This window comes from Leisingera sp. JC1 (assembly GCF_001679925.1).
GTDB lineage: Bacteria > Pseudomonadota > Alphaproteobacteria > Rhodobacterales > Rhodobacteraceae > Leisingera.
Genome location: NZ_LYUZ01000086.1, coordinates 20,201 through 33,327 on the forward strand (window position 1 = coordinate 20,201; position 13,127 = coordinate 33,327).

Here is a 13,127-nt window from a genome sequence, read left to right on the forward strand (position 1 = left end):
CGAGGGGCGGCCCCTTGCCATCCGCGGCGCCATTTCCGGCGGCCCGAGACATTAAAACCCACGCCTCTTCGAAGGAAAACACCCCCATGAAATACACCGAGGAACACGAGTGGCTGCTGCCCGAGGGCGACCTGATCACTGTCGGCATCACCGCCCACGCCGCCGAGCAGCTGGGCGAAGTGGTCTATGTCGAGCTGCCCGAGCCGGGCACCGAAGTGTCCAAGGATGACGAGATCGTGGTGATTGAATCGGTCAAGGCCGCCTCCGACATCCTCGCCCCGCTCGACGGTGAGATCGTCGAGGTGAACGAAGCGCTCGCCGACGACCCCGGCAAGGTGAACGAGGACGCAGAGGGCGACGCCTGGTTCTTCAAGATCAAGCCGTCGGACCTGTCCCCGATGGACGATTACATGGATGAGGCGGGCTACAAGGACTTCATCAGCTGATCCGGCTGCGGCCCCGCTCGGGGCCGCCACACTTTTCCACAGCAGCGCAGGGCCTGTGCCGTCGGCCGGTTCGAGCCGGCAGGGGCAGCGGCGCTGATGCTGCAGAACCGGCCGACTGCCAGTCACAGCGTATTTTGGCGCGATGCGCCTGCCATGTTACATTGCGTCCGTCAGACTTTCTGAAGGAGGACGCAAGATGCCGCTGCGTTTCTTCCGGCCAGCCCGCCTGCTTCTGCTGCTTGTTCTTTTTCCCGGCGCGGCTGGGGCTCAAAACTTGGTTCCCTTGGCGTCCTCGGGCGATATGCCTGCCTTGAAGGCGGCCTTGCCGGAGGGCTCAAGACCTGACCCGGATACGCTGGCCAAGCCGCTCTACTTCGCGGCCCAGCGCGGGCAGGAGGAAGCTGTGCGCTACCTGCTGTCCGCAGGAGCTTTGCCTGATTCAGCAACAGATTTCGGCACGGTGCTCGGCATTGCTGCCCGCAACAACCACACCGGCATCGTCTCAGTCCTGCTGGAGGCTGGTGCCGACCCGAACCTGCCGGGCGGTGAAGACTTGATGATGCCGCTGCATCAGGCAGCGGAGCGCGGCGCCATGGAGGCCGCCCGCCTGCTGCTCAGCAATGGTGCCGATGTGAATGCGGCGGCAGTCCGCTACGGCTGGCCCGCGATCCACTTTGCCGAGCTGAAGGGCCGGACGGAAATGGCCGCATTTCTGCGGGAAATGGGGGCCGTCCCGGCGCCGGTCGAACCCCTGCAGACAGAGGAGCTGGAAGCCGCCGACCCCGAGGAAGGGCGCGTTCTGGCGTTTGAGTGCGCCGGCTGCCACGGCATGGCACCCGGCGAGACGGGTACCGGCCAGCATCCCGGCCCCAGCCTTGCCGGTATCGTGGGCCGGGCCAAGGCGTCGGTCGAAGGGTTTCCATATTCCAGGGCAATGCTGGCGCAAACAGGCGACTGGACCGCCGAGGAGCTGAACCTGTTTCTCGCCGACCCGTTCAATACCGTTCCCGGAACGGAAATGAGCCGCGGCGGCCAGCCTGACCGTGCCGCGCGGACCGCCATTATCGCCTATCTCTCAAGTCTTCCGCTCTAGCAGGTGAATTGCGCAGGGCAGGGGCTCAATACCCCCGTTCACGGTCCACTTCGTGCAGCAGGTCTTCACCCGCTTCCAGCCGCCGCAGGTTCTCCACCACGTCTTTCAGCGCGTCGCCCAGGTGCCAGCCGGACACATGCGGGGTGATGGTGACTTGCGGGTGCGCCCACAGCGGGTTGTCTGCGGGCAGCGGCTCTTTGCGCACCACATCCAGCACCGCGTGGCCGGGCGTGCCTTTGTCCAGTGCCGACAGCAGCGCGGGTTCATCCACCAGGTCGCCGCGGCCCGCATTTATCAGCACCGCACCTGGTTTCATTGCCGCCAGTGTTTCCGAATTCATCAGCCCGCGGGTGGCGGGGGTGGAGGGCAGGATCGAGCAGACATAGTCGCATTCGCCCAGCATCTGCGCCAGCGCTGTTTCGCCGTGGCGGCAGTCGACGCCCTCGATCTCCTTGGGTGAGCGGCTCCAGCCCAGCACCCGGAATCGCAGGTCGCGCATCAGCCGCGCCGTCATGCTGCCGATGTGGCCCAGCCCCAGTATGCCCACGGTGGTCTCCTGCGGCCGTTTCGGCGCCAGCGGTTCCCAGGCGCTGCGGGTCTGCGAGGCTGCATGGGTCAGCAAATTGCGCTGATCGCGCAGCACATAGGCCAGGCAGAATTCTGCGATCTCATGCGCGGGCTCCAGCGGCTTCAGCCGGGCCACCCGCACATGCGGTGCCAGGCCGGGGTGCGCCACGATAGTGTCCACACCCGCACCCAGTTTCTGCACCAGCTGCAGGTTCGGCAGCTGCGCCGGAAGATCGCCCTTCAGTGCGGAAACGCCCAGCACCGTGATCTCATCCAGATTGCCGGGGGCAGAGACCGGCCGGATATCAGCGCCGGGCGCCATCGCCCGCAGCTCCTCTGCCAGCTGTTCCTCGGTATACCAGCCGTCGTGGCCGATGCTGATTAGCATTGCCATGCGCGTTCCTCCCCGTTCCGCGTCCCTTTGCCGGGACTAAGCCACGGTTTGCACCAAAGCGAAAGACGGTTTCTGACTTCAGGAGGCAGAGGCTAGTCGCGTCGCCGCACCAGGATCTGGTTGCCCTCGCCGGGCTTGGTTTCAAACAGTTTCAGCGACGCAATCAGGTCGCTCAGCTTGCGCTTGCCATAGCTGCGGGTGTCGAAATCCGGAAACGCTGCCGATATGTACTGGCCGATTTGCCCAAGGGTGAACCATTCGTCCTCCTGACCGATCGCATCCATTGCCCGCACCACCAGCTTGGCCGGGTCCGGCAGTTCAGCGGGCGCGTTGCCGTTGCCGGAGCCGTCGTCCTTCTTGGGCTTCGGCTTGGCCTTGGATGAATCCTCCAGCAGGTTCTCCACATAGATGAACCGTTTGCAGGCCCGCACAAAGGCGGCCGGCGTCTTGCGCATCCCCATGCCGAACACATCCACCCCCTGTTCGCGGATGCGGCTGGCCAGCCGGGTGAAATCGCTGTCCGAGGAGATCAGCACAAAGCCGTCGAAACGGCCCGAATGCAGGATGTCCATCGCGTCGATCACCAGCGCGATGTCAGAGGCGTTCTTGCCGGTGGTATTGGCAAACTGCTGGTGCGGCACAATCGCCAGCGACGCCAGCTTCTCCTTGTTCCAGCCCTGCGGCCCGCCGCCGGCAAAGTCGCCATAGATGCGCCGGATGCTGGCCTCCCCGAAAGAGGCGATCTCCTCGAACATCGCCTCGGCGTGTTTGGCGGAGATATTGTCGGCGTCGATCAGGACGGCCAGAAGGGGCGGTTTTGACGGGCTTGCCATTGCGGGATCTTTGCCTCTTGATTGCTGGCGGGGCGGCGCGGGGTGCCACCGCAGGAATACGTCTGGTTCGCTGGTTTCTGCGTGAGTTTGAACGGCTGTTGTGGCGATAGAATGGCGCGGGCGTGGCAGCGGCCCGGTGTACAGGCGGTGCACAGGGGGTGTACAGATGTCACCCCCCGTTTCCGGGGTCAGGCAAAGGGATCGTAGGGATACCCCACCCGCGCCAGATACAGGCCATGCCCCGGGCAGACCGGCCCGCAGGCCGCCCGGTCGCAGGCCTCTAGGGCAGCTTTCACGTCCGCTGGCTCCCAGGCGCCGGCGCCGACCCGCTCCAGCGTGCCGACAAAGCTCCTGACTTGGTTGTGCAGGAAGCTGCGGGCACGGACGTGGAAATGGATCTCAGGCCCGGAGAACCCTTGCACCCGCTCCACCCGCAGCTCATCCAGCGTCTTGACCGGGCTGGCCGCCTGGCAGATCGAGGAGCGGAAGGTGGTGAAATCATGGTTGCCGATCAGATAGTTGGCGGCTTCCTGCATGGCCTCCGCATCGAGATCGTGATTGATCTGCCAGACCTGGCCTGCGTCATGGGTCGCAGGCGCACGGCGGATCAGGATGCGGAACAGATACTGCCGCTCCACCGCGGAGAACCGCGCGTGCCAGTCACCCTCCACCCGGGCACAGTCCACAATAGCCACGGGATCGGGCTTCAGGTGATAATTCAGCGCCTCCGACAGGCGGAACGGATCCCAGTCCTTGGCCATATCGCAATGCGCCACTTGTCCCAGCGCATGCACACCGGTGTCGGTGCGCCCGGCAGCGGCGATGGTGTGCTCCCCCGGCTCCAGCCGCGCCAGCGCAGCCTCGATTGCACCCTGCACGGACGGCAGGTCCTTCTGCCTTTGCCAGCCGGCAAAAGGCTTCCCGTGGTATTCGACTTTCAAAGCAAAACGCGGCATGGCCGGGCAACTAGCAACAGGGCCGGGCCGGGGCAAGCCCCGCGTGTGGTCTGGTATCCCGGCGGGATGCTGCCTATCTTGTCAGCAGCAAGAACAGAGCAGGATCAGGGCCTTGGTGATAACCTCCCTTGCAGACGGGGTGATGAGCGGGGTGGAGAGCGTCACAAGCGGCCTCTCCGCAGCGCTGTTCGACCGGCCGGTCCGGCTGGGTGTCACCGGGCTGGCGCGCTCCGGCAAGACGGTGTTCATCACTTCGCTGGTCGCCAACCTGATGGACCGGGGCCGGATGCTGCAGCTTGGCGCCGCGCGCGAGGGGCGGATCGAGGCCGCCTTCCTGCAACCCCAGCCCGACGACACCGTGCCGCGGTTCGATTATGAAAATCACCTCGCGGCGCTGACCGGGCCGTCCCCCCATTGGCCGGACAGCACGCGGGCGGTATCCGAACTGCGTCTCAGCCTGAAGGTGCGGCCCGCGGGCCTGCTTGCGGGCTTGCAGGGGCCGCGCACGATGCATCTGGACATTGTCGACTACCCCGGCGAGTGGCTGCTGGATCTGGCGCTTTTGGATAAAACCTACGCCGAGTGGTCCACCGATATTCTCGCCCGCATTGCCAGCCGTCCGCAGGCGGACCGCTTTCTGTCAGAACAGTCCAAGGCCGACCCTGCAAGCGCCCATGACGAGCCGCAGGCCCAGGCGCTCGCCGCCGCCTTCACGCAGTACCTGACAACCGCCCGCGCCGCCGGTTTCTATGACTGCACCCCGGGCCGCTTCCTGCTGCCTGGCGATCTGGAAGGTTCGCCGGTGCTGACCTTCGCACCCCTGCCGCAGGACGGCAGCCCGCCGCGCGGCAGCCTGTGGCGGGAGATGGAGCGGCGCTACGAGGCTTATAAGTCCAAGGTCGTGAGACCCTTCTTCCGCGATCACTTCGCCCGTATCGACCGGCAGGTGGTGCTGGTGGATGCGCTCTCGGCGATCCATTCCGGCCCGCAGGCGGTGGAGGATCTGCGCCATGCAATGACGGATATCCTCAGCGCCTTCAAACCGGGCCGCAACCATTTCCTGACCCGGCTTCTGGGCGGCAATCGGGTGGAGAAGATTCTGTTCGCCGCGACCAAGGCCGACCACCTGCACCACGCCCAGCACCCGCAGATGACCGCAATCATTGAGGCGCTGACGCGCGAGGCGCAGGACCGCGCCCGCTTTGCCGGCGCCGAGACCGCGGCGCTGGCGATGGCGTCGCTGCGCACCACCACCGAGGAAATGCGCCCCCACAACGGCGCCGAGCTTCCTTGCGTGCGCGGCACCCTTCTGGAGAGCGGCAAGCAGGCAGCCTTTTACCCCGGCGCTTTGCCGCAAGACCCTGCGCAGCTGCTGGCCCCGGCGCGGCAAGGGGCGGAGCGATGGCTGGAAGGCGACTATCAGGCGATGGCCTTTGCCCCTGCGCCGCTCACCCTGAAACACGGCAGCGGCCCGCCGCATATCCGCCTGGACCGTGCCGCAGATTTCCTGATCGGAGATGCCCTGTGACCCTCTGCTTGCGTCCTGCCACGCCTCTCGATGCGGGGGCAACCGGTGATATTCTCTACCGTTTCCAGCAGGATACCGCCTGGATGCCCAAGCTCTATTCATCGGCTCAAACGATCATGTTCTGCGGCATGATGATCGAACGGGGCTGGGTGACCGTGGCGGAGCGGGACAGGACGGTTCTGGGTTTCCTGGCCCTTAAGGAGCGGGAGGTCTGCTCGCTCTATCTCGCCCCGGGCGCCTGCGGGCAGGGGGTGGGCAAGATGCTGCTGGATGCGGCCAAGGCGGCCGCGCCTCGGCTGGTGCTGAACACCTTTGCCGCCAACACAAGGGCGCAGCGGTTCTATCTGCGGGAGGGGTTTGCCGAGGTCGCCCGCGGCGATGGCTCTGGCAATGAAGAGGGCCTGCCTGACATCACTTATGAGTGGCGGGCCGTGCAGGAGGCCGCGGCATGAGCAACAAGCCGGTCCTGTTTGATCTGGAGGAGGAGGCTGACGCCCCCTCTGTCGCAGAGGCGCCGCCGGTGCCTGATCCCGCTCCCATGGCAGCGCGGCCAAACGCAATGGAGCAAGCGGCTCGCATCGCCGCGCGGCGCCCGTCGCGGCTGGCCCGCTGGTTCTGGGCGCTGCTGGTTGCCGTCATTGGCGCCATAGCCTCCGTCGCGGCCTGGGATTTTGCCGCCGGCCTGATCGCGCGGGTGCCGGTGCTCGGCTGGGCGGTCACCGCCGGGCTGGGGCTGCTTCTGCTGCTGGCGCTGGCCATGGCCCTGCGCGAACTGGCCGCGCTCTCGCGGCTGCGCCGCGTCGACGCGCTGCGCCATCAGGCAGCAGAGGCCGCTGATCTGACCGCCGCCCGCGCCTTCACCACCCGGCTGGAGGCTTTCTACAAGGGCCGCGAGGATCTTAGCTGGCATCAGGCCCGGCTGGCGGAGCGCCAGGATGAGGTGATGGACGGCGATGCCCTCCTGCTGCTGGCAGAGGAAGAGCTGCTGGTGCCGCTGGACTCCATTGCCTTGCGCGAAGTGGAGGCCGCGGCCCGGCAGGTTGCGACGGTGACGGCGCTGGTGCCGATGGCGCTGGCGGATATCCTGACGGCGCTGGTCTCCTCGCTCAGGATGATCCGCCGGGTCGCGGGGATCTATGGCGGCCGGCCCGGTTTCTTCAGCTCCTGGCGGCTGACCCGCGCGGTGCTGGCGCATCTGGCCGCCACCGGCGCGGTGGCCGCAGGCGATGACCTGCTGGAGCCGGTGCTGGGCGGGTCGGTGCTGTCCAAGCTCTCCCGCCGGTTCGGCGAGGGGCTGGTCAACGGCGCCCTGTCCGCCCGCGTCGGCATCGCCGCGATGGAGGTCTGCCGCCCGATGCCGTTCTCTGCGCAGCATAAACCCAGCACCCGCAAAGTGGTGCAGCGGGCGCTAACGGGATTGTTTTCAAAAGGAAAATAGGCGCCGTCAGAACAGTTTGGGCGGCTGGTCCTTGGGCTGCCGCATGGCCACGATACCAGTGCGGAAGCCTTCGCCGATGCGGTTGGCCAGGGCACCCCATTGCTGCGCGGTGCGCTCCGGCAGCTCGGCCCGCAGCACCTGGTGAAACAGGCCCAGCCACAGCGGAAAATGCTCTGCCTTCACGTCGGGCCGCGATACATGCACCCGCATCGGATTGCCGCTGTAAGTGCGCTCGCGCAGGATGGCGTTGCGCCAGAAGCCTGCGATCTTCTCCTCATGCTCTGGCCAGTCGGTGACGTGGGCGGCAAACACCGGCCCCAGCACGTCGTCCGCACGCACCTGCATGTAAAACACGGCAACCACACGGGAAATATCTTCCGCGGTGATCTCGAACCGCGCCAGCGGGTTTGTTGTTTCGGTGTCGGTCATTGTCTGCTCCGGCCTGCCATCGACCGCTAGATAGGACGAAGCAAAGGCCGACGAAAGGGGGAAGGCGTATCTGCCGCAGCGCTTGTTCAAGGCTGTGCTGGTGCCTGCGGCTCCTGCCGCTATGGTGAGCGGGAGATTTTATAAAAGGCATTCATTGATGGCGGAGAACGCAATGCGGGTGCTGGTTCTGGGCGCCTACGGGTTTATCGGGGCTGAGGTGGTGCGCGCCTTGCAGACCGCGGGGTTTAGCATGAACGGCCTGGGCCGCAGTGCCGGGCAGGCGGCAAGGGTGCTGCCTGGCGTTCCGTTTGTGCAGGGCGATCTGCTGCAGCTTTCGCAGCCAGAGGATTGGGCGCCGCTGCTGCAGGGCGTGGACGCCGTGGTCAACTGCGCGGGGGTGCTGCAGGACATGTCGCCGGGCGAGCTGGAGATGGTGCATCACACGGCCATCGCAGCCCTGGGGGCGGCCTGTGCAGAGCGGGGCATCGCTGTGGTGCAGATTTCGGCGGCCGGGGCAGGGCCGGACGCCGGGACAGAGTTCATGCGCAGCAAGGGGCGCGGCGACGCGGCCTTGCGGGCCTCTGGCGTTGCGGCCTGGATCCTGAAGCCGGGGCTGGTGATCGGACAAAATGCCTATGGCGGAACCCGCCTCTTGCGGATGCTGGCGGCAGTGCCGCTGGTGCAGCCAGTGGCGCTGGCAGATGCGCAGGTGCAATGCATCGGCATGGCGGATCTGGCAGCGGCGGTTACTGCTGCGCTGCGCGGGGATCTGCCGCAAGGCACCTATGACTTGGTCGAGGACCAGCCGCTGACCCTGGCGGAGGTGCTGGCAGAGACCCGGGTGTGGCTGGGGTTTGCCTCGGCGCGCTGGCAGCTGCGCCTCCCGGATTGGCTGCTGCCGCCGGTGGCGGGATGTGCCGATTTGCTGGGCCGCCTTGGCTGGCGCTCGCCCTTGCGCACGACAGCAATGGCCGAAATCCGCAGCGGTGTGCGCGGTGATCCCGCACCGTACCGGGCTGCCATGGGACAGGGGATTGCACCGCTCCAGACTATCTACAAATCGCTGTCTTCCGGGCGCGCGCACCGGCTGGATGCGCGAATGGCCCTGCTGATGCCGGCTGCCGTCACGGTGCTGAGCCTGTTCTGGCTGGCCTCGGGCTTGATTGGTTTATGGCAGATAAAGGCTGCGGTGGCGGTGCTGACGGATGCGGGATGGGGCAGCCTGACGGCGAAAGCCAGCGTTGCATTCTGGTCGCTTGCCGACATTGCCATGGGGCTGGCCATCCTGTGGCGGCCCTGGGCCGCGCGGGCCTGCCTGGGCATGGTGACGGTCTCGCTGATCTACTTGGGTGCGGCCACAGCGGTCACGCCGCAGATGTGGGCGGATCCGCTGGGGCCGCTGGTCAAGGTGCTGCCGGGACTGCTGCTGGCGCTGATCACCCATCAGCTGCTGCAGGAGCGTTGAGATGGACCTCGACCTGATCCTGCGCTGGCTGCATGTCATAGGCGCCTGTGTGCTGCTGGGAACCGGCGCGGGCATCGCCTTTTTCATGCTGATGGCATACCGGACACGCGACGCGGCGCTGATTGCCCACACTGCCAGCATCGTGGTGCTGGCAGACCTGTTGTTCACCGCCACGGCAGTGATTGCGCAGCCTGTCACCGGCGGGTTGCTGGCCTGGCGGCTGGGCTGGCCGCTGAGCGCCGGCTGGCTGGCGCTGTCGCTGGGGCTTTATGTGCTGACAGGGCTGTTCTGGCTGCCGGTGGTCTGGATCCAGCTGCGGCTGCGCGATCTGGCGCGGGCGGCGGCAGAGGCGGGAGGGGCGCTGCCCGCGCGATATCATCGCCTGTTTGCGATCTGGTTTGCCTGCGGCATTCCGGCCTTTGCCGCGGTGCTGGCAATCCTCTGGCTGATGCTGGCACGTCCGGATCTGGGCGTCTGGCTGGTACGCTAGTTCTTACCTATTGCCTGGCCGCAGGCCGGGCAGCGCCCGCCCCCCCATCGGGGCGGGCGCTGCCCTCATCAATATGCGGCACATCTGCCGCTTTACCCTCCCGCGCGCCCGTCCTATAAGGCGCTTCATGTCCCTATTCGCGGCCATCATTATTCGAATTATATCCCCGGCGCTCTGAAACCATTGAGCCGCCGGGCAAAGGCGCTTGAGCCATCGCGCCGAACCGAATATCCCAATTTCCGACCTTGATCATCCAAAGGACGCCCCCGATGTGCGCCGACACGCCCCAGACGCCTGACTACAAAGACACCCTGAACCTGCCGAAAACCGATTTCCCGATGCGCGCAGGCCTGCCCAAGCGCGAGCCTGCCTGGCTGGAACGCTGGGCCCGGATCGGCGTTTACGACAAGCTCCGCGAGAAGGCCGCCGCAGCCAAGGGCGGCGACGGCGAACGCAAGCCCTTTACCTTGCACGACGGACCGCCCTACGCGAACGGCCACCTGCACATCGGCCACGCGCTGAACAAGACCATCAAGGACATGATCGTCCGCTCCCATCAGATGATGGGTTTCGACAGCCGTTATGTGCCAGGCTGGGATTGTCACGGCCTGCCGATCGAATGGAAGATCGAGGAGCAGTACCGCAAGAAGGGCAAGAACAAGGACGCGGTGCCGGTTGTCGAATTCCGCCAGGAATGCCGCGCCTTCGCCGACAGCTGGGTCGACATTCAGCGCGAGGAGTTCAAGCGTCTGGGCATCACCGGCAACTGGGATGACCCGTATCTGACCATGAACTACCACGCCGAGGCTGTGATTGCTGACGAGTTCATGAAATTCCTGATGAACGGCACGCTCTATCAGGGCTCCAAGCCCGTGATGTGGTCGCCGGTCGAGAAAACTGCGCTGGCCGAGGCCGAGGTCGAATACCACGACAAGGAAAGCTTCACCATCTGGGTGAAATTCAAGGTGGCGCAGGCTGCGAAAGGCGACGGGAATGGCTTGTCGCCTCAAGAAATGGCAGCTGGACGGCACTATGCCCAAGAACCGCAGGCGGTTCGGGAAGATCTGTTGGGTGCTCAGGTTGTAATCTGGACCACTACTCCTTGGACCATCCCCTCGAACAAGGCCGTGGTTTTCGGCAAAGACATTGCCTACGGCCTCTATGAAGTCACCGGCACACCGGATGAATGCTGGGCCGCGGTGGGTGACAAGTACATCCTGGCCGACAATCTGGCGGCTGAGGTGTTCAAGCGCGCGCGCCTGAGCGACGACCAGTATACCCGCGTAGCTGACGTGCCGACATCGGATCTGGCAGGCATCGGCCTCACCCACCCGCTGCACGGCACCGAAGGCTCCAACGGCGAATGGGACGGTATCCGCGACTTCCGCGCGGCGCCTTTTGTGACCGACACCGAAGGCACCGGCTTTGTCCACTGCGCACCCAGCCACGGTATGGAGGAATTCGAGCTCTACCGTGACCTGAACATGCTGGAGCAGATGATCACCTACAACGTCATGGATGACGGCGGCTTCCGCGCTGACCTGCCGTTCTTCGGCGGCACCTACATCCTCAACCGCAAGGGCGGCGAGGGCGATGCCAACAAAAAGATCATCGACAAGCTGGTTGAGGTCGGCGGCCTGCTGGCGCGCGGCAAGATCAAGCACAGCTACCCGCATTCCTGGCGCTCCAAGGCGCCGATCATCTACCGCAACACGCCGCAGTGGTTTGCCTCCGTCGACCGCAGGCTGGACGACGGCATGGGTGAGATGGGCGACAGCATCCGCGAACGCGCGCTGCGCTCGATCGACGAACTGGTGAAATGGTGGCCGCAGACCGGCCGCAACCGCCTGCATTCGATGATCGAAAGCCGCCCCGACTGGGTTCTGTCGCGCCAGCGTGCCTGGGGCGTGCCGCTGACCTGCTTCACCAGGAAGGGCGCGTTGCCGACCGATGCGGACTTCCTGCTGCGCAACGAAGACGTGAACAAACGCATCGTCGCAGAATTCGAGGAACACGGCGCCGACGTCTGGTATCAGGACGGCTTCAAGGCCCGCGTGCTGGACGGCATCGTTGATGCGGACGCCTATGACCAGGTCTTTGACGTTCTCGATGTGTGGTTTGACTCCGGTTCGACCCATGCCTTTGTGCTGCGCGACCGCGAAGACGGCACCGAGGACGGCATCGCCGACGTCTACATGGAAGGCACCGACCAGCACCGCGGCTGGTTCCATTCCTCGCTGCTGCAGGCCTGCGGCACCAAGGGCCGCGCGCCTTACCGCAACGTGGTGACCCATGGCTTCACGCTGGACGAGAAGGGCATGAAAATGTCCAAGTCGCTCGGCAATACCATCGTGCCGGAAGAGGTCGTCAAACAATACGGCGCCGACATCCTGCGCCTGTGGGTGGCCCAGACCGACTACACCGCCGACCAGCGGATCGGCCCGGAAATCCTGAAGGGCACCGCCGACAGCTACCGCCGCCTGCGCAACACCATGCGGTTCATGCTGGGCTCCCTGGGCGATTTCAGCGAGGATCAGCGGGTTGAGCCCGCGGATATGCCGGAGCTGGAGCAGTGGGTGCTGCACCGTCTGGCCGAACTCGACCACAAGGTGCGCACCGGCTACCAGTCGTTCGACTTCCAAGGCGTGTTCTCGGCGGTCTTCAACTTTGCCACCGTGGATCTGTCGGCCTTCTACTTCGATATCCGCAAGGATGCGCTTTATTGCGATGGCGACACGCTGAATGCCCGTGCAGCCCGCACCGTGCTGGATATCCTGTTCCACCGCCTGACCACCTGGCTGGCGCCGATCCTGGTCTTCACTATGGAAGAGGTCTGGCTGGAGAAATACCCGGGCGAGGGCAGCTCCGTGCACCTGCAGGACATCCCGGTGACGCCTGCCGACTGGCTGAATGAGCCGCTGGCCGCCAAGTGGTCCAAGATCCGCCAGGCCCGCCGGGTGGTGACCGCAGCGCTGGAGGTGCAGCGCACCGACAAGGTGATCGGTGCCTCGCTGGAGGCTGCGCCGGTGGTGCATGTGCGCGACGGAGAGGCGCTGGCGGCACTGAAGTCGGTGAACTTCGCTGATATCTGCATCACCTCGGACATCGCGCTGACCAATGACCCCGCCCCGGCGGAAGCCTTCCGGATGCCGGAAGTGGACGGCGTGTCGGTGGTGTTTGAAAAGGCCGATGGCGGCAAGTGCCAGCGCTGCTGGAAAATCCTGCCGGATGTCGGCAGCCACGGTCATGAGGGCGTTTGCGGCCGCTGCGACAGCGCACTGGGATAGTCCCCATATCACCCTTTAATTGCACGCAACGCCCAGCCTGACCGCTGGGCGTTGTCATTTTTACGCCCTTTCTGCGTCATTTTCCACACGTTATCCGCGAAATTCCTTGTGCTCTCTTGCGGCGGATTCCTCTAGATGTTGACCGGTTTTCCACAATTGGTTAAGAATTCGTTAATTCCATGTAGATTTTTACGTCATTTC

Annotated in this window: 12 protein-coding genes; 8 read left to right on the top strand and 4 right to left on the bottom strand. The window is 65.2% G+C overall.

The annotated features are described in order from the left end of the window. The first annotated feature begins 86 nt into the window (after window positions 1-86). Both gcvH and A9D60_RS11080 read left to right on the top strand, forming a co-directional pair. Window positions 87-446, top strand: coding sequence for a glycine cleavage system protein GcvH (gene gcvH, locus A9D60_RS11075; protein ID WP_065267652.1), 360 nt, complete (start codon window positions 87-89; stop codon window positions 444-446). A gap of 196 nt (window positions 447-642) precedes the next feature. Then, on the top strand, window positions 643-1,539 hold the full coding sequence (locus tag A9D60_RS11080; protein ID WP_065267653.1) for an ankyrin repeat domain-containing protein: 897 nt from the start codon (window positions 643-645) through the stop codon (window positions 1,537-1,539). Window positions 1,540-1,564: 25 nt separating this feature from the next. Here the strand turns inward: A9D60_RS11080 and A9D60_RS11085 are convergent, their stop codons facing one another. The 3 genes from A9D60_RS11085 to truA all read right to left on the bottom strand — a co-directional run bounded on the left by A9D60_RS11085 (window position 1,565) and on the right by truA (window position 4,289). After that, window positions 1,565-2,500 (bottom strand): 2-hydroxyacid dehydrogenase, encoded by a 936-nt coding sequence (locus A9D60_RS11085; protein WP_065267654.1) that lies wholly within the window; start codon window positions 2,498-2,500, stop codon window positions 1,565-1,567. A 92-nt stretch (window positions 2,501-2,592) separates the two neighbouring features. Further along, complete coding sequence (locus A9D60_RS11090; RefSeq protein WP_065267655.1) at window positions 2,593-3,333, bottom strand: NYN domain-containing protein; 741 nt, start codon at window positions 3,331-3,333, stop codon at window positions 2,593-2,595. 188 nt (window positions 3,334-3,521) lie between these two features. Continuing rightward, complete coding sequence (gene truA / locus A9D60_RS11095) at window positions 3,522-4,289, bottom strand: tRNA pseudouridine(38-40) synthase TruA (RefSeq protein WP_065267656.1); 768 nt, start codon at window positions 4,287-4,289, stop codon at window positions 3,522-3,524. A 112-nt stretch (window positions 4,290-4,401) separates the two neighbouring features. On the opposite strand from truA, the gene A9D60_RS11100 reads away from it, so the two are divergent. From A9D60_RS11100 to A9D60_RS11110, 3 genes are read left to right on the top strand one after another with little or no spacing between them, the layout of a single operon-like run. Continuing rightward, complete coding sequence (locus A9D60_RS11100) at window positions 4,402-5,817, top strand: YcjX family protein (RefSeq protein WP_065267657.1); 1,416 nt, start codon at window positions 4,402-4,404, stop codon at window positions 5,815-5,817. Next, on the top strand, window positions 5,814-6,269 hold the full coding sequence (locus tag A9D60_RS11105) for a GNAT family N-acetyltransferase (RefSeq protein ID WP_065267658.1): 456 nt from the start codon (window positions 5,814-5,816) through the stop codon (window positions 6,267-6,269). The genes A9D60_RS11100 and A9D60_RS11105 overlap by 4 nt, the downstream gene beginning before the upstream one ends. Next, window positions 6,266-7,255, top strand: a complete 990-nt coding sequence (locus A9D60_RS11110; protein WP_065267659.1) for a YcjF family protein — start codon at window positions 6,266-6,268, stop codon at window positions 7,253-7,255. Before A9D60_RS11105 ends, A9D60_RS11110 begins: the two co-directional genes overlap by 4 nt. Window positions 7,256-7,261: 6 nt before the next feature. On the opposite strand, the gene A9D60_RS11115 is transcribed toward A9D60_RS11110, so the two are convergent. Continuing rightward, window positions 7,262-7,684, bottom strand: coding sequence for a group III truncated hemoglobin (locus tag A9D60_RS11115; RefSeq protein WP_065267660.1), 423 nt, complete (start codon window positions 7,682-7,684; stop codon window positions 7,262-7,264). A gap of 157 nt (window positions 7,685-7,841) precedes the next feature. Here A9D60_RS11115 and A9D60_RS11120 point away from each other — a divergent pair, with 157 nt between their 5' ends. The 3 genes from A9D60_RS11120 to ileS all read left to right on the top strand — a co-directional run bounded on the left by A9D60_RS11120 (window position 7,842) and on the right by ileS (window position 12,926). Continuing rightward, window positions 7,842-9,149, top strand: a complete 1,308-nt coding sequence (locus tag A9D60_RS11120; protein ID WP_083194160.1) for an SDR family oxidoreductase — start codon at window positions 7,842-7,844, stop codon at window positions 9,147-9,149. A 1-nt stretch (window position 9,150) separates the two neighbouring features. After that, on the top strand, window positions 9,151-9,639 hold the full coding sequence (locus A9D60_RS11125; RefSeq protein WP_065267662.1) for a DUF2269 family protein: 489 nt from the start codon (window positions 9,151-9,153) through the stop codon (window positions 9,637-9,639). A gap of 269 nt (window positions 9,640-9,908) precedes the next feature. Further along, window positions 9,909-12,926 (top strand): isoleucine--tRNA ligase, encoded by a 3,018-nt coding sequence (gene ileS, locus A9D60_RS11130; RefSeq protein ID WP_065267663.1) that lies wholly within the window; start codon window positions 9,909-9,911, stop codon window positions 12,924-12,926. The last annotated feature ends 201 nt before the right edge of the window (window positions 12,927-13,127 follow it).